A 15,293-nucleotide genomic window follows, 5' to 3' on the forward strand; every position below is an offset into this window, starting at 1 on the left:
CCAACCGGGTCGTCATGCCAGGAGTGCGCCACAGCGTACCCATGGCATGACGACCCGAGGTCTGGGGGTGGCGTGGGCCGGTGTGCAGTGGGATCCTGGGGGCATCGCAGGAGAAGGAGGTCGCCAGATGTCTGCACCACTCACGGACGACCCGCGCGAGCAGATCGAGATCGGGGTGCTGCTGCCCAACGGACGGCTCGCCCCGCGCACCTTCGCCACCCGTGCCGAGGCCGAGGCCTGGGCCCACCCGGACGAGGGTGAGCAGGTGGTGGAGTTCAGCGCGCTCTGCGACTGCGAGATGTGACCGGGGGTGCGAGGACCGGCCAGGTGGCGCGCGTCCCGACCCTCAGCGCAGCAGCAGCGGCGCCGACTCGTACCCACCTACGGGCGGGCGGCCCCGGCGCCGCGTGCGTGCCGTGTCCGGCAGGATCGCCTCGGTGACCGCGAGCACGGCCCGAAGCAGCGCCCGCAGCTCCATCGTGGCCAGCTCCCGGCCCGGGCACACGTGCCGCCCGATGCCGTAGACCAGGTTGTGCGCAGCGTTGCCGTCGGGGTCGAACTCGTCCGGGTCGCCGAAGGCGTCCGGGTCCCGGTTCGCCGCCGTCCAGTTCAGGAACACCCGCTCCCCAGGGCCGATCGGCCGACCACCGACGACCGTGTGCCTGGTCGTCACCCGCCGGTTGGCGGTGAACGGGGAGTCGATCCGCAGCACCTCGTCGATGATCGCGTCCAGCTCGGTGTCGCTGACACCGGACCGTACCCGTAGCTGCAGGTCCCGGTGGTCGGCGAGGTAGGTGAGCAGCACGCCGGTGCACAGCGCCATCGACCCCAGGTCCCCGCCGGTCCAGTTCCGCAGGATCGAGGTGATCTCGGCGTCGGTGAGCTCCCGACCCAGGCTCCGGTCCCGGATCAGCTCGGTGGTCACGTCCAGCGGCGCCGCATCGCCCAGCTCTCGGCGGGCGGTCACCACCGAGGTGATGATCCGGTCGAACCGCTGCGCCACGGCGGCCATCCGCTCCCGGTCCAACGCCCGGGAGGCGGCGTGGTTCTCCGCCACCCAGGAGACCAGCTCGTCCTGCAGCTCGGCCGGCCAACCCAGCCAGGCGCTCTGTGCCTGGACCGCGAACGTCGATCCCAGCTCGACGGCGTCGATAGGCCCGGGCACGTGCAGTCCCGCGGCTATCCGCGTTGCCACAGTGGTGATCGTCGGGGCCAGGGCCACCATCTGCTGATGGTCCAGGTAGGAGTCGATCAGCCTCCGGAACCGGGTGTGCTCTGCCCCGTCCATGCCGTTGGGCACCTGCAGGTGCGCGGAGACTGCGCTGGAGAACGTGTCATCGTCTAGTGCTGCCGCTCGTACGTCCGCGTGCTTGAAGAACGTCCACGCCCCGGACGAGCCCATCGCGACCGGGCAGCTGCGCCGCATCTGGTCATACGCTCGTCGCGGGTCGACCTGCACCTGGGTGCCACGCGGATCCCAGTCCGGGTGCACAGTCGGCATCGCCGGATCCGGACGGGGCCGGCCGTAGCGTGGGTCGGTGCGGGCGAGGTCGTCCCGTGGTTCGTGTTCCGTCATGACCTCATCGTGCCGTGGGCGGCCCGCGCTGCGCTGCATGCTCCCGGCTGCGAGGCTGTGAGGTGCATGACAGCCGGACGGCGGCCCGTCGCCGCAGGCACGGCCGCACCAGGAGGGAGGACTGCTGATGGCACGAGCACGAGGCCGCCGCCAGCGGCTGCGGGCCCGGGTGGCCGTGCTGCTGGGGCTGCTGCTGGTGCTCACCGCGTGCCCCGCGCCGCCCAGCGAAGACGGTGCCAGCTCTCCGAGCCGCAACGAGGGGTCCGCAGGCGGACCCACCGGGGACGGTGCGGGTCCCGGCAGGCAACAGCTGACCATCGCGGTGGTGGGTGACTCGATCACCGTGGGCTCCGACCCCACCTTCGCCCCTGGCCAGGTGAGCGAGGACTCGTGGGTGCGCTACGCCGTCGGCGACCCGGTCGAGCTGACCGGCGGCTGGGCGCGCTGGGGTGCGACCACAGCGGAGATGGCCGCAGCGGTCGAACCGGTGCCCGCCGACGTGCTGGTGATCATGGCCGGCACCAACGACCTGGCAGCTGGGACACCCACCGCACAGGTGGCGCAGAACCTGGAGGACATCGTCGCCACCGTCGGTGCCCAGGACGTGCTGCTGTGCGCGGTACCGCCGCTGGATGCTCGCCCGGACGTGGTGCCGCCGTTCAACGAGTTCCTGGAGCGCACTGCCGAGGACCGCGGCTGGGCGTGGGTCGACCCGGCTGCGGAGATCCGCAGCGAGGGACACTTCGCACCCGGGATGAGCGTCGACGGGGTGCACCCCACCCAGGCCGGTGCCACACAGCTCGGCGTCCACGTGCGCAGTGAGCTGCTCAGTGGCTTCGGTCACTCCGGATGACCAGATGTCGGCAGATGAGCGTGCCCGCGGACGAGCGACGGTGTGAACATGCGACACTAAGGGGGTGCAGCGCCCGAGGAGTGGTTTCCACCGCCCTGCGGGCCGGACAACCATGAAGGACAGGAGAGGACGACCCCGATGAGCAGTTCCGTGCTGGCCCTCGCGGCCGAGACCGGCGAGCACGCCGCGCAGGGGCTTTCGCCGATCGGTTTCGGTGTGGTGACGTTCGCGATCCTGGTGTCGTTGCTGCTGGCGACGCTGGCGTTGCGGAGCATTGGTACGCGGCACCGCAAGCGTTGAGATGGCGGGGAGACGGACTCGGCTCCGTGGGTCACCGGCTCGTAGCACTCCCGTCGGGTGAATGATGATCAGTTCTGAGCGCACCCCCACACGGGTGGGGATCATGGGCGGCACGTTCGATCCGATCCACCACGGCCACCTGGTTGCCGCGAGCGAGGTGGCGGACGAGTTCGACCTGGACGAGGTCGTGTTCGTGCCGACCGGTGCCCAGCCGTTCAAGCTGGACCGGCCGGTGACCCTCGCCGAGCACCGCTACCTCATGGCGGTGATCGCGACGGCCTCCAACCCGCGCTTCGGGGTGTCCCGGGTGGACATCGACCGGCCCGGGGTGACGTACACGATCGACACTCTGCGCGACCTGAAGGCCGAGTACCCGGCTGCCGAGCTGTTCTTCATCACTGGGGCGGACGCCCTCGGGCAGATCCTGTCCTGGAAGGACGTGGACGAGCTCTGGCAGCTGGCGCACTTCGTCGGCGTGACCCGACCGGGGCACCGGCTGGACACGGACAAGCTGCCCAGCCGGGACTACTCGTTGCACGAGATCCCGGCGATGGCCATCTCCTCCACGGACTGCCGGGAGCGGGTGCGGGCCGGTAAGCCGGTCTGGTACCTGGTGCCCGACGGGGTGGTGCAGTACATCGGCAAGCACGGCCTGTACAAGGATCCGGCCACGTTCCACCGAGGGGCGGAGGGGGTGACCGCGTGACTGACCAGCCATCGCCGCGACCGATGGGGGAGCGGCGTCGTCGGCGGGAGGCGGAGCGCCGCCGCGCCCAGGAGACCGGCGAAGGGCTTACCCCGCCGATGACCCGCCGCGAGCGCCGCGCCCTGGAGGAGGCGCTGGCCAGTGGTGCTCTCGAGCTGACCCCAGACGGACAGTACGCACCCACCGGGGAACTGCCGGTGGCCACCACCGGGCAGCACGCGCTCTCCGGCACGGAGACCGCCGCCTCCGCGGAGAGCACCGATACGGAGCAGCCGCACAGCGAGCAGGCTGGACCAGCCCAGGAAGCACTGTCGCCGGGAGAGCCGGAACCGGCGGCCTCGGAGGTGGAGACCACGGCGGCCTCGCCGGATCCGCCGCAGCGGCAGAGCTGGCGGGACACTGCGCAGGAGGTGGAGGCGCTGCATCCACCGCCCACGATGGCGCCCACGGCGGACGGCGGAGGTTCCGGTGATCGAGCTGGGTCACCGGCATCGGCCGGTACCGGTGAGCAGCAGGTGGTACCGGGCCAGGTCTCCCGCCGGTCCTTGCGGCAGCGGCGGCAGGACTCCAGCCCGAGCGTGCCGGAACAGCCCAGCGAACGTACGGCCACCGGCCGGCGACCGGTGATCCGCCCGCCGGCCAGCGCGCTCGGCACCCGTTCGGTAGACGGGGTGACCGGTGAGCTGACCGCGATCCAGCGCGCCATCCGGGACATCAACGCCGCCCCGGACGAACCGACTACCGACTCGGTGCTGCACCCGGTGGACACCGGCTCGCCGGCGCCGGCGACCAGCCCGGAGGCGGGCAGCAGCCCCGAAGCGGGCAGCAGCCCGGTGGTGGCCGGCAGCACAGAGGAGCCGAGCACGGCGACGACCGAGACCTCGCCGGCGTCTGTGAGCCCAGCAGAGGCCCTGCCCGCAGCCGCCGGTACGACCGAGGCGTCGCCCGCAGCGGCGAGCCCGACAGCGGACTCGCCTGCGGAGGAGGATGTCGACGACTCCTTCGACATGAGCCCCCGTTGGCCCAGCGTCGCGGCCGTCGCCGAACAGACCGCAGCAGCCCCGCCGCAAGCGCCGGAGGACAGCCAGCAGTCAGGACCGGCACCGGAGGCTGATCGCAGTGTCGGCTCTGCCGGGTCCCCGGTCAAGGTCGACGAGCCCGGCACGGACCTGTCCCCGGAAGACGATGAGGGGCTCGACGAGACAGACGAGGACGACGAGCGGCACACACCTCGGTTGCTGCAGGCGCTCTACTGGTTGGTGCTCGTGCTCGCCGGGGTGGTGCTCGGGCTGTTGGTGTGGCGGATGGCGACCGGAGACTTGTTCGGCGACGGTGACGCGCTGGCCGCCGCGAGCTGGATGGTGCTGCGTCAGTAGACTGCTGCTGAGCGACCCCGAGGAGACCTGTGCCCGCCGATGACCGTTCCCGACACCTCGCTGTGGTGGCGGCGCGTGCCGCCGCTGACCTGAAGGCCCGGGAGGTGATCGCCCTGGACGTCTCCGAGCGGCTGGTGCTCACCGACGTCTTCGTGGTGACCTCCGGATCTACGGAACGGCAGGTGCGGTCGATCGTGGACGCCGTCGAGGAAGCGATGCACCACGAGGGCGTCAAGGCGGTGCGCCGCGAAGGGGTCGCCGAAGGGCGCTGGGCGCTGCTGGACTACGGCGACGTGGTGGTGCACGTGCAGCACGACGAGGACCGCGTGTTCTACGCACTGGAACGCCTCTGGAAGGACTGTCCCGTCGTCGAGCTGCCCGAGGACGCCCGCGGCGGCCCGGGTGAGGCAGGCGACGAGAACGCAGCCGACTCATGACCGCCGCCACTGTGCTGCTGTGGCGGCACGGCCAGACCGACTACAACTCCGGCGGTCGGCTCCAGGGTCAGGTGGACATCCCGCTGAACGAGATCGGTCGGGCACAGGCCGAAGCCGCAGCCGAGGTGCTCGCCCGGGTGCAGCCGGCGCAGATCCTCAGCTCCGACCTGACTCGCGCCCACGCCACGGCACAGGCCCTCGCCGGACGCACCGGGGTGGAGGTCGGCGTGGACGAGCGTCTCCGGGAGCGCGGGTTCGGGCAGTGGGAAGGACTGACCCACCCGGAGATCGCCGAACGTTGGCCGGAGCAGTTCGTGGAATGGGAGAACGGCCGGCACCCGGAGGGGGTCGGGGCCGAGACCCGCGGCCAGACCGGTCGCAGGATCGCCGAGGCGGTGGCCGAGGCGGCCGCCGCCATGGACGGTGGTGTGTTGGTGGTCACGTCCCACGGGGCTGCGATCAGCTCCGGCATCACCACCCTGCTCGGCCTCGATGCCGAGGTCTGGCGCGGAATCACGGGGCTTGGCAACTGCCACTGGTCGGTGCTGCGCCCCAACGACGGGTCGCAGCCGGCGTGGCGGGTGGCCGCCCACAACGTCGGCCTCGAGGGTCCTGATTTCACACGTGGGCCCGGCATCCGCTAACCTGTATCCGGCCCGCCAGGGCAACCCGACTTGGGGCTATGGCGCAGTTGGTAGCGCGCTTCCATGGCATGGAAGAGGTCGGGGGTTCGAATCCCCCTAGCTCCACGTAAGTTGAGAAAATCGAAACCTGCCCCGCCTGAGTGCGGGGCAGGTTGGTTTCTGCGGTCACCGGCTCGGGGACGTCGGTGTTGACGTGGGCGAGGACGCTGGCGGCGGGCTCGGCAGGGACGACGCTGATGTCCTCGCCCTCATCGATGACGATGCGGTCGAACAGTGCCCGGTTGAGCATGCGGCGTTCAGCGGGTTCGCATCGGTTGTAGAGATCGCCGAGGTCGGTGAGCAGGTCAAGGAGCTCGTCGAGACCGTTCCGGGCGCCGGTATAGGTGGCCGTCATGGTGTCAAGGCGTCTGGTGATCTGGTCGAGGCTGGTGCGGATGCGTTCCTGCTCGCTCTTGAGCAGGTCCAGAGGGATCGCGTCGGCGTAGTGGGCCTGGACGAGCTTGAGTCGTTCTGCTTCGAGCTTGTCCTTCTGGGCTTCGAGGAGCTTGCGTTCGTCGTCGCTGGTGGCTTGGAGCTGGTCGAACACCCGGTGCAGCACGCCGTGTACCCGTTCGGCTTCGTTCTTGGTGAGGCCGTTGGTGTTGTAGGTGGCTTGGATGCGCTGCTCGATCCGCTCTGCGAGGATCGCGGAGCGGGTGCAGGGGGTGCGCTTGCGGCGTCGTCCGGAGCAGGTGAAGTACTCGTACCGGTCTCCGTTCTTGTCGCGGGGCCGTTCGATCATGAACTTCGCGCCGCAGGAGCAGTACAGGGAGCCTTCGGCACGTCGTTCTCCCGCACCACGGCCAGAGTGGTGACGGTGATCGATCCCTCAAGCTCACTCCCACATAACGTGTTCGCCCCGAGTGGCACCACGTCACCGGTCGTGGCCGGCTGCTCACCGAATTCACTGAACAGGATCGCCGAACCGTGCCGAACGAAGATGAGCTTCACGCAGTCATAGGCAACCGGCCCCACCGAATGTCGGATCGAGCGGGTGCGGGCCAGGACTGGCAGAAACCGCTCGCGGTCAGGGCCGTTTACCATCCGCACCGGTCGCCCTGATCTGCAGAGCGAGCACTGTCTCGACGTTGTCCGACGCCCTCTGCGTCGAGTACAGAGTCCACGCCGCCGATATCATCGTCTTTGAAGCGCCGTGAATGAGTGTTCCGACCCATCGAGCCGATCAGTCGTCGAGCAGGGGGTTGTACTTCATGCTCAGGCTGCGTTCGAGCCCGGCGGCTCCGGCCAGGAAGATGAGCGCCAGGTTCACCCAGCCCGATAGCGTCAGTGCCGGGACCTCGAACGACGGCAGTCCGATGAGCGGCGTCAGGTTCCCGGCGAGGTTGACCAGCTGGGGAAGCTCGATCCCGAGCACGGCCAGTAGGACGACGAGCGAGACCCAGCCGACGACTCGGCTCGCGGTAGGGTGAGCGTGACCGATCCGCGCCCGCCATGCCTCAGCCGTTCCGTCGGCCGGCGGAAGCTGCACCGTGTCGCCGCCTCCGCCATGTCGCAGGCGGACGTACTTCATGCCGACCTGAGCGACCGCAGCCTCGATCCGCGCGCCACCGCCGATGTGGAACGTGGCACGCCGGCGAGCGGTGTCGACCAGTCGCCCGTCCTGGTAGAGGCGGATGCGCTCGTCCAGGTCGAGGTAGTGTGCGTCCACGACGTAGGTCGACCCGTTGTGCTCGGTCTCGAACCGGCCCCGCACGAGCCCCTCGGCTCGCCGCAGCGGCCGCAGCACCGCGGGGTCATGTGTCATGGCCAGCCTCCGTGCCGTTCGCCGTGTTCTTGCCGAGCCCGCAGGCCAGCGCCGCGTCTAGGACCCGGTGGGCCTCGTCGGACCCGAGATGGCCGTGTAGGACCTCACTCGCGAGCCCTCCGGCCGTCGCAAGCAATCCATCAGAGAGCGTCTCCGGAGACGTGGCGCCGGATGCTTCCAGCTCAGAACCCGACCCGCGCAAAACGAGCGCAACCTGATCGATCAGCAGCCTGCGCAGCTCTGCGTGGCCATCCAGCAGAGCCCGCCCCAGCGCCGGCTCGGTGAGCGCCAAGGCCTCAAACATCGTGACCACACGGAGGTCTCTGAAGTCCTCCGGACTACGCGGGATCATCGTGCGCAGAATCGCCGCGACCACCTTCGCGGGACTCGGCTCGACTGCCGCGAGCGTCGCCTCCACACGAGAACGCGCCCTATCCTGCACAGCATCGAAGCAGGCCCGCACCAGGCTGGCGCGGTCGGTGAAGTAGTGCTGGACCCGTCCCGGGGACACGTCCGCGGCAGCGGCGACCCGCCGGAACGTCAGCGACTCGACGCCCCCCTGCTCGACCGCCGTGCCCGCTGCGTCGACGATCGCTTGCCGGACCGCATCGTGATCGCGTCCACGTCCTCGCGCCACAACCATCTCCCATCCTCCAACAATGCGATACGAGCGTACCGAAATAGGTGCACGGTGTCCACGCCCTCGGGCAGGCGTGTGAAGGTAGCAGGGTCGACATCAGCGCTCTACGACTACTTGGCGATTGCGCAACCGCGGGAACGACCGGCCGCCAGGAGCCGTGTAAGGGCTTGGCCACGGCCGACCTTTGCGACCCTGTCGCGAAGGACGCTGGCCATGGAGGAGTCGTGAAGGCTGTCACATGATCTTCTTGACTCCGGGGATCGTGCGCACGGTGGCAGCGAGCAGCCAGCAGGCCGGTACTGCCAGGAGAAGCAGGACGCCGAACTTCGCGATCGCCGGAGCTGTGACGTCCCGGAGCATCAGCGCAAGGCCGACCAGGATCGCGGGATGAATGACGTAGACGGTGAACGCGTTCGCCGTCAAGAGCCGCCGGATCGGTCCGGTGCCCGGTGCGAGTCGTCTGACCAATACCAGAACTACCACACTGAGCCCAGGGCCGAGCGCGGCCGTGAGGACTCCTGCCACGATCGCAGAGGTACGAGGGTCCGGCGACATCATCCCAGGCGCGAGCACTGCAAGCGTGAGCGCGGACAGGACTGCGCTCATCGCGGCGACTGAGGCGGGTACACGTTCTAGCCACCGATGCCGGGACGCGAGCGCACCAGCGGCAAACATCAACGCGTACTGCGGAAGGAAGGACGGCGTCGGCAAGCCCACGACCGGCCAATGAGTGCCGTCGGGAACGATGAGCCGCCAGACCGCCCCCGTTGCGGCCATGACGGCCATGAGCGCGAGGAGCTGGCCGACGGCAATTCCGGGGCGAAGTTCGGATGCGGTGTCCCGGCCAGGCCAAGGGGTTCCGCGTGCGGCGCGGTAGGCGGCGTAGGTCAACGAGAGTGCCAGCAGCACTTCGAGGAACCAGGCCGGTCCCGCATCGATGGTGCGCAGGTAGTGCAGAGCGTAGGGCGGTCGGTCCGAGTCGAGTAGCCAGGAGTGGAAGTTGGCAAGCGGGCGCACGATCAGCACAAAGCCGAGCAGCGGGAGGCCAAGACGGATGAGCCGATCCCGGGCGAATACGCGCGGCCCGTGTCGGTCGACCGACGCAGGAACGAAGTATCCCGAGATCAGGAAGAACAGGCCCATGAACCAGGTCTGGTTCAGCACAACCAGCACGTCCAGTGCATAGGCCGACGAATCCTGCGGGGGCTCGTTGTAGAACCAGACGGGGATGTTCCCGTAGGTGACCGCGCAGTGGTGCGCGATGACGAGGATGGTCACTGCCACCCGGACCGTGTCGATCCACGGTAGTCGCGGACGGGCACGGGCCTCGGCCCGGTGCAGCCCCCGCAAGTTCGGTTGAGACTCTCTATGCATCAGATCGGCGTCCTGTCTGTGCTCTCGTGCGGTGAATGGTCGCGACATGGTCGAGACAGTAATACGATACAGCCGTATCGGTTAGTGGTGTAAGCTCGATGAGTCTGGCCTTGGCGGTGACTGACCTCAGAGCGCTTCCCGCCCGGGAGGAGGCCTGGAGGCCCGGTGGAAGCGTTCGGAGGGCGTGTGGGCGATCGCGAGATGGGGCAAACGTTCTTCCTCCCCGTCCACCCGGTCTCCACCTTTGCCTCCTTCGGCCGGATGTTCACCGGTCTCGGGCGGGAGTCCCTCGGCTGGCTGCTGATCGACGACGCCGGTCAGGCCGCGCCTCAGTACGCGGCGGGAGCCATCTGGCGTGCGCAGCGTGTGCTGGCGGTCGGCGACCCGCTCCAGCCCGTGGCCACCATCCTGCAGAAGGCGCAACGGGACATCGCGCGCCTACCGGCTCTCCGCCACGTGGATCCCGCCGCTGTCCGCGGTGCAGACGCTCGCCGACCGGGTCTCGGCGTTCGGTACCTTGTTGGACCAGGGAGAGGAACGCACCTGGGTGGGCGCACCACTGACCGTGCACCGGCGGTGCGACGAACCGATGTTCTCGCTGTGCAACCAGATCGCCTACAACGGCATCATGGTCAACGGTGTGCACCGGGACGCCGACGGCCCAGCAGATCACGATCCGTTCCACGAGCGTTCCGGACCGGTGATCGCCCCGAGCCACTGGGCGGATGAACCGGTGCACACCCGCGGGACCCATCGGCGCCTGTACGTGGTCGGTGACCATGCCGCTGGGGCGAAGCACAACTACTTCCACCAGCTCGCCCTCACCCTCACGCCGCCATCCAGCTGGCGGACCGCCGATCCTGACCTGCGCTCTCAGCCGCGGTGACCACCGCCCCGCGCACTGGCGGCATGTCCATTGCCTGGCGTCACCCGCGCCACCCGGCACTCGTACGGGGTCAGCGTGGCCCGCAGAGGCCCGCCGGGGGAACCGAGCACCGTCTCGGCCTCCGGCACCCCGCGCGGGCGGCGGATGGTCCGGCTGGTCAGGTTCACCTCGATCAACCAGTCGGCCGAGCCGCCGACGGCGGTGCGGAGCCACCCGAAGTAGGTCCGGGACCGGGGCGCCAGGGCCCGGAAGGCGCCCCGGGTCAGCGCCGGCTCCGCCCGGCGCAGCGCGATCAGGTCCCGGTAGTAGGTCAGCACCGAGTCCGGGTCGTCGGTCTGCTCGGCCACGGTGAACCCCCGTGAGTCCTCCCGGCCGGTCTGCCACGGTGTGCCGGCGGTGAAGCCCGTCGTCAGGCCCGGCTCCCAGCGCATCGGCACCCGGGCATGGTCCCGGGCACCGGGCAGCACCTGGGCGAGTGCGACCGCCTCGCTCAGCCCGGTCTCGCACAGCTCCGCATACCGGTTGCGCGACTCCACGTCCTGCAGGTCACCTACCGAGGTGAACTCCTGGTTGACGGCGCCGATCTCCTGGCCCTGGAACAGGAACGGGGTCCCGGGGAGGGTGAGCTGGATGGTCGCCAGCACCTTCGCCGCCGCTGCCCGTAGCTCCGGGTCGCGATCCTTGGCGCCGAGCACCTTGGACAGCATCCGCGGGTTGTCGTGGTTGTCGTAGAACAGCGCGATCGCATCACCAGGCCCGGTGCGCGCCAGGTAGTCCAGGTAGAAGCCCTTCAGGTAGGCCAGGTCGTAGCGGTAGTCGTCCCAGCGCACCTTCCCCGGCCCGTCCAGCACGTCGAAGTTGAACACCAGGTCCAGCTCAGCCCGGCTGCGGTTGCTCAGCAGCCGGGACATCTCCACCCCCACCCCGGGTGTCTCACCGACCATCACCCCGGCCTCATCGGGCGGCAGCGGGCCGCCGAGCGTGCCATCTGCGAAGCGCTCGCGGGCGGTGGACGCCGGTGGCGGGTCGTCGCTCCTGCGGGTGAAGCCGGCCTGGCGCAGCTCGGCCAGATAGGCGTGCAGGTGCGGACCGAAGAAGTAGTGCTCGATCCCCGGGAAGCCCATCAGGCGCCCGATCGCCTCGTTCCCGTCGGGCAGCCCGGACCGTTTGGAGATGTAGTTGATCACGTCCAGACGGAAGCCGTCGATCCCGCGGCCCCGCCACCAGCGCACGATCTCGGCAACCTCGGCCCGCACCTGCGGGTTCTCCCAGTTCAGGTCCATCTGCCCCGGCGCGAACAGGTGCAGCGCCCACCGCCGTGCCTCCGGCACCCAGCGCCAGGCACTACCGCCGAAGAACGAGGTCCAGTTGTTCGGCGGTGGACCGCTACCGTCCTCCCCGGGTGCTCCGGGCACCAGGTGGTAGTAGTCCCCGTACGGGCCGTCCGGGTCGGCCACAGCGGCGCGGAACCACTCGTGCTCGGCGGAGGTGTGGTTGACCACCAAGTCCAAGATGATGCGCATGCCCCGCTCGTGGCAGCCGGCCACCAGCTCGTCCAGGTCCGCCAACGTGCCCATCTCGGCCATCACCGCGCGGTAGTCGCGCACGTCGTAGCCCATGTCCTCGTTCGGGGAGTCGAAGATGGGGGAGAGCCACACACAGTCCACGCCCAGGTCGGCCAGATGGTCCAGCCGGGAGGTGATCCCACGCAGGTCCCCGATGCCGTCGGCGTCGGAGTCCGCGAACGAGCGCGGGTACACCTGGTAGAACACCGCCTCGCGCCACCACTCCGCCCCGGCGAGGACCACACCGCCCGGTGCGGCTGCGCCGTCCGGAGCATGCTGGGCGGGTGCACCGACCTGGTCCAGGCGTGCTGCGCCGTCGTCGTGATCGGCGAGCACGGTGACCAGCGAGCTGACGAAACCGTCCCCGAGCACGGGGCGCGCCAGCCGCGCCACCGTGCCCAGGCGCAGGTTCGCCACCACCGGGTTGCGCACCCAGCCCCGGGACCGGCCCAGCTGCAGCAGCACCTTGTCGATCGCATCCCGGCCGACCGGATGGGCGTAGACCTCCTTGAGCCGGCTGCGCGCATCAACCATCCTCGCCGCCCCGGCTCGGCATCGGACGGGGATCGATGGCACCCTCCGGCTGAGCGCCCAGGGCCGCCTCCCGATCACGCAGGTCCGCGACGATGCCGGCATAGGTCGCCTCGTCCAGGCGATACGTGCGCGCCAGCACCAGCCAGCTGAGCGCCACCAGCAGCATCGGCAGCACCATCATCGCCACCTTCAGCACCGCGATACCGCCGTCGGTCACCTCCGCCGGCGTCTGCGCCTCGTTGATCCCGGAGACGATCAGCGTCAGCCCCACCGCTCCGGCGGCCAACGCGCTGGCGGCCTTGTAGATGAACGGCTGTAGGGAGAAGGTCACCGACTCGTTGCGCCGGCCCAGCTTCCACTGCCCGTACTCCACCGAGTCGGCGATGAACATCATCATCAGCAGCTGGATGAACGCCTGCCCGGCGAACAGCAGCACCCCGGCCACACCGATCACCACCATCGAGGAGCCCGCCACCAGGAACACTGCATACCCGGCCACGCAGGACAACGTCGCCAACAGGTGCACCCGCCGCCGGGCCAGGCGCTTGGACACCAGCGGGAACGCCAGCAGCCCACCGATCTGGGTGACGCCGAGGATCGCGGCGAACACCGGGTACATGCCCGCGTCGCCGTAGGCGTAGGTGAAGTAGTACAGGCCCAGGCTGGTGGTGATCGTGTACCCGGTCATGAACACCACCATCGCCACGGTGACCCAGAGCAGCTGGTCGTTGCCCACGATCACCCGCAGCAGCTCCCGCAGCGGCGTCTGCTCGGTGCTCGTGGCCACCTGCTGCCGGGTGGCCACCAGCGTGATCGCCTGGAAGGCCAGCATCAGCACTGCCACTGCCAGAGCGAGGACGAACCAGGCCCGCTGCGCCGAGCCCAGTGCGCTGGTGAGCGCCTCGGTCACCGGGACCAGCGCCACCACCACGGTGAACACCCCCACGTTCGCGCACAGCCGCGCTACCACACCGATCCGTTCCCGCTCGCCCTGCTGCCGGGATAGCGAGGGCAGCATCCCGTAGTAGGAGATGTCGTTGATCGTGTAGGCGACCTCCCAGAGCAGGTACACGCCGACGAACACCACCACGAACACCGGCCCGCTCACACCCCAGTCGGAGAACATCAGCAGTGTCGCCCCCGCCCAGGCGAGCGCGCCTCCGGCGATCCATGGCTTGAACTTGCCCCACCGGGTGCGGGTGTTGTCCACCACGTAACCCATCACCGGGTCGTTGACGGCGTCGAACAGCCGCATCACCACCAGCACCACGGTGATCGCGCCCAGGGTGGCGTCGGAGACCCGCACCACCTCGGTGAGGTAGACGAGCAGATACATCGTCACCAGGGTGGCGACCATGTCACGCCCGAGGGTGCCCAGGCCAAAACCCCAGATATTGCGGCGGCCCGCCGGGGCATCGGCGGCCATGCTGGGGGAGGAGGTCACGAGTGGCAGTCTGCCAGGCGTGGGAGCGCGGCGGGGCCGGTAGTCTCGGTGCGCGATGGCCACCGCAGAACCTGAACCACTGCTCGATGCTGCCGCTGTGGCTGCGCTCCGTGCGCCCGCCGTTAGGGGTTCGCGCTGGTGGGTGCTGGTGGCTGTGCTGGCCGTGCTGGTGCTGGCGCTGCCGGCTGTGCTGTACGTCGTTGCCGACGGTCAGCACTCGCTCGGCGGCGATCGCCTGGAGCACCTGCTCGGCCGCACCGAGCAGGTCACTGCTCGGGTGGACGCGGTGCAGCATGTGGGGTACTGCGGTAGGCTGTCGGAGTCGCGGGAGCAGTTCCGGATCGAGCTGAACTGGACCGCGGGACCGCCGCCCGGGCACGGCGGCTACCTGGTCTGCAAGAGTGCACCCGGTGTGGGGGAGAACATCTCGGCCTGGGTGGATGCGGACGGCTACGTCCAGCTGGAGTCGCCCACCGAGGTCCGGCTGGCCGTCGCCGGGATCGGCCTGGCCCTCGCGCTGGTGACGATCGGTACCGGTGCCGGCATCCTGATCCCGCCCGCCCGCCGGCGCCGCCGATTGGGGTCGGCTGCCGATGCGCCGCTGCTGCCACCTGTCCCGGTGCTTGCCGGGGAGAACCGGAGCAGGCAGCTCGGCTTCCCGTTCCGCCCGGCGTCGCCCGCAGAAGGTGTTGCTCCACCGATGTGGGCGGTACCGGTGCTCCACGCTGCCCCCGGCGAGGCTCCCGTGCCCACCAGTCTGCGCAAGCTGCGCGGCCGATGGTACTTCCGGGCCGGGCCGATGCTGGCGTCCGGACGTCAGCTCGGGGTGCTGGAACGTGCCGGCGAGCGCTGCTGGGTGGAGTGCCGGGCGTTGCGGCGCTAGGTGTACCCGGCCAGGAGGTTGGTAGCACTCGGCGGGTCTGGTTGACCTAGGAGGAGCCTCCGAGTGGGGTGTGGCTGTTCGAAGGCTGCACCACCACAAGGAGGCTCCGTGTCACACCGTAATGCCCGCCTGACCTTCTATGGTCGGCGTCTGATCGTCGACCGTCACCGGGATGGTTGGAAGCAGGCCCACATCGCTGCCGCGATGGGTGTGTCCCGCAAGTGCGTCAAGACCTGGATCGACCGCTACCAGGCTGAGGGCGAAGGGGGGG

16 protein-coding genes, 1 tRNA gene and 1 pseudogene are annotated in these 15,293 nt (G+C 69.5%); 11 read left to right on the top strand and 7 right to left on the bottom strand.

What is annotated here, in order from left to right; all coding sequences use genetic code 11:
* Positions 1 to 127: 127 nt before the first annotated feature.
* A complete protein-coding gene (locus K338_RS25880) occupies positions 128 to 304 on the top strand; it encodes a hypothetical protein (protein ID WP_022919276.1) in 177 nt (58 codons plus the stop codon).
* 42 nt (positions 305 to 346) lie between these two features.
* Here the strand turns inward: K338_RS25880 and K338_RS0116545 are convergent, their stop codons facing one another.
* Positions 347 to 1,576 carry a cytochrome P450 gene (locus K338_RS0116545; RefSeq protein ID WP_022919277.1) on the bottom strand — a complete coding sequence of 410 codons (1,230 nt, stop codon included), beginning with the start codon at positions 1,574 to 1,576 and terminating at the stop codon, positions 347 to 349.
* 127 nt (positions 1,577 to 1,703) lie between these two features.
* Between K338_RS0116545 and K338_RS0116550 the strand changes: the two genes are divergently transcribed.
* The 7 genes from K338_RS0116550 to K338_RS0116580 all read left to right on the top strand — a co-directional run bounded on the left by K338_RS0116550 (position 1,704) and on the right by K338_RS0116580 (position 5,997).
* Entirely contained in the window at positions 1,704 to 2,429 is a 726-nt protein-coding gene (locus tag K338_RS0116550) for an SGNH/GDSL hydrolase family protein (RefSeq protein ID WP_022919278.1), read from the top strand.
* A gap of 138 nt (positions 2,430 to 2,567) precedes the next feature.
* Positions 2,568 to 2,729: a hypothetical protein gene (locus K338_RS25885; RefSeq protein WP_022919279.1), complete on the top strand. Its 162-nt coding sequence runs from the start codon at positions 2,568 to 2,570 to the stop codon at positions 2,727 to 2,729.
* 64 nt (positions 2,730 to 2,793) lie between these two features.
* A complete protein-coding gene (nadD, locus tag K338_RS23460) occupies positions 2,794 to 3,435 on the top strand; it encodes a nicotinate-nucleotide adenylyltransferase (protein WP_051154947.1) in 642 nt (213 codons plus the stop codon).
* Positions 3,432 to 4,811, top strand: a complete 1,380-nt coding sequence (locus K338_RS0116565) for a hypothetical protein (protein WP_157612575.1) — start codon at positions 3,432 to 3,434, stop codon at positions 4,809 to 4,811. Before nadD ends, K338_RS0116565 begins: the two co-directional genes overlap by 4 nt.
* Before the next feature lie 29 nt (positions 4,812 to 4,840).
* Positions 4,841 to 5,248 carry a ribosome silencing factor gene (gene rsfS / locus K338_RS23465; protein WP_022919282.1) on the top strand — a complete coding sequence of 136 codons (408 nt, stop codon included), beginning with the start codon at positions 4,841 to 4,843 and terminating at the stop codon, positions 5,246 to 5,248.
* On the top strand, positions 5,245 to 5,892 hold the full coding sequence (locus K338_RS0116575; RefSeq protein WP_022919283.1) for a histidine phosphatase family protein: 648 nt from the start codon (positions 5,245 to 5,247) through the stop codon (positions 5,890 to 5,892). Before rsfS ends, K338_RS0116575 begins: the two co-directional genes overlap by 4 nt.
* Before the next feature lie 32 nt (positions 5,893 to 5,924).
* A tRNA-Ala gene (locus tag K338_RS0116580) sits at positions 5,925 to 5,997 on the top strand.
* Positions 5,998 to 6,601: 604 nt separating this feature from the next.
* Here the strand turns inward: K338_RS0116580 and K338_RS26655 are convergent.
* The 4 genes and pseudogenes from K338_RS26655 to K338_RS0116600 all read right to left on the bottom strand — a co-directional run.
* Positions 6,602 to 6,673: pseudogene (locus K338_RS26655) on the bottom strand (hypothetical protein); the annotation flags it as partial.
* Between the two features lie 441 nt (positions 6,674 to 7,114).
* Positions 7,115 to 7,696 carry a hypothetical protein gene (locus K338_RS0116590; protein ID WP_040654235.1) on the bottom strand — a complete coding sequence of 194 codons (582 nt, stop codon included), beginning with the start codon at positions 7,694 to 7,696 and terminating at the stop codon, positions 7,115 to 7,117.
* Positions 7,686 to 8,339 (bottom strand): TetR/AcrR family transcriptional regulator, encoded by a 654-nt coding sequence (locus tag K338_RS0116595; RefSeq protein ID WP_022919285.1) that lies wholly within the window; start codon positions 8,337 to 8,339, stop codon positions 7,686 to 7,688. The genes K338_RS0116590 and K338_RS0116595 overlap by 11 nt, the downstream gene beginning before the upstream one ends.
* Positions 8,340 to 8,570: 231 nt before the next feature.
* Positions 8,571 to 9,758 carry an acyltransferase family protein gene (locus tag K338_RS0116600; protein WP_084481395.1) on the bottom strand — a complete coding sequence of 396 codons (1,188 nt, stop codon included), beginning with the start codon at positions 9,756 to 9,758 and terminating at the stop codon, positions 8,571 to 8,573.
* A gap of 430 nt (positions 9,759 to 10,188) precedes the next feature.
* On the opposite strand from K338_RS0116600, the gene K338_RS26025 reads away from it, so the two are divergent.
* Complete coding sequence (locus K338_RS26025) at positions 10,189 to 10,596, top strand: hypothetical protein (RefSeq protein WP_022919287.1); 408 nt, start codon at positions 10,189 to 10,191, stop codon at positions 10,594 to 10,596.
* Here the strand turns inward: K338_RS26025 and K338_RS23475 are convergent.
* Positions 10,584 to 12,695 carry a glycoside hydrolase family 13 protein gene (locus tag K338_RS23475; protein WP_022919288.1) on the bottom strand — a complete coding sequence of 704 codons (2,112 nt, stop codon included), beginning with the start codon at positions 12,693 to 12,695 and terminating at the stop codon, positions 10,584 to 10,586. The two genes, K338_RS26025 and K338_RS23475, sit on opposite strands and share 13 nt — an antisense overlap.
* Positions 12,688 to 14,139, bottom strand: a complete 1,452-nt coding sequence (locus K338_RS23480; protein WP_211218253.1) for a glycoside-pentoside-hexuronide (GPH):cation symporter — start codon at positions 14,137 to 14,139, stop codon at positions 12,688 to 12,690. Before K338_RS23480 ends, K338_RS23475 begins: the two co-directional genes overlap by 8 nt.
* A gap of 55 nt (positions 14,140 to 14,194) precedes the next feature.
* On the opposite strand from K338_RS23480, the gene K338_RS0116620 reads away from it, so the two are divergent.
* Positions 14,195 to 15,022 carry a hypothetical protein gene (locus K338_RS0116620; RefSeq protein ID WP_157612579.1) on the top strand — a complete coding sequence of 276 codons (828 nt, stop codon included), beginning with the start codon at positions 14,195 to 14,197 and terminating at the stop codon, positions 15,020 to 15,022.
* Between the two features lie 108 nt (positions 15,023 to 15,130).
* Positions 15,131 to 15,293: helix-turn-helix domain-containing protein (locus tag K338_RS25305; RefSeq protein ID WP_157612581.1), on the top strand; the 163-nt coding region annotated here is incomplete at its 3' end.

Origin of the sequence: Ruania albidiflava DSM 18029 (assembly GCF_000421225.1) — a bacterium.
Lineage (GTDB): Bacteria > Actinomycetota > Actinomycetes > Actinomycetales > Beutenbergiaceae > Ruania > Ruania albidiflava.

Bases quoted from the DNA above. Each gene is read 5' to 3' on its own strand.
- K338_RS0116595 (WP_022919285.1), bottom strand. From the start codon at position 8,339: ATGGTTGTGGCGCGAGGACGTGGACGCGATCACGATGCGGTCCGGCAA.
- K338_RS0116590 (WP_040654235.1), bottom strand. From the start codon at position 7,696: ATGACACATGACCCCGCGGTGCTGCGGCCGCTGCGGCGAGCCGAGGGG.
- K338_RS0116545 (WP_022919277.1), bottom strand. From the start codon at position 1,576: ATGACGGAACACGAACCACGGGACGACCTCGCCCGCACCGACCCACGC.
- K338_RS0116600 (WP_084481395.1), bottom strand. From the start codon at position 9,758: ATGTCGCGACCATTCACCGCACGAGAGCACAGACAGGACGCCGATCTG.
- K338_RS23475 (WP_022919288.1), bottom strand. From the start codon at position 12,695: ATGGTTGATGCGCGCAGCCGGCTCAAGGAGGTCTACGCCCATCCGGTC.
- K338_RS0116550 (WP_022919278.1), top strand. From the start codon at position 1,704: ATGGCACGAGCACGAGGCCGCCGCCAGCGGCTGCGGGCCCGGGTGGCC.
- nadD (WP_051154947.1), top strand. From the start codon at position 2,794: ATGATCAGTTCTGAGCGCACCCCCACACGGGTGGGGATCATGGGCGGC.
- K338_RS25880 (WP_022919276.1), top strand. From the start codon at position 128: ATGTCTGCACCACTCACGGACGACCCGCGCGAGCAGATCGAGATCGGG.
- K338_RS0116620 (WP_157612579.1), top strand. From the start codon at position 14,195: ATGGCCACCGCAGAACCTGAACCACTGCTCGATGCTGCCGCTGTGGCT.
- K338_RS0116575 (WP_022919283.1), top strand. From the start codon at position 5,245: ATGACCGCCGCCACTGTGCTGCTGTGGCGGCACGGCCAGACCGACTAC.
- K338_RS25885 (WP_022919279.1), top strand. From the start codon at position 2,568: ATGAGCAGTTCCGTGCTGGCCCTCGCGGCCGAGACCGGCGAGCACGCC.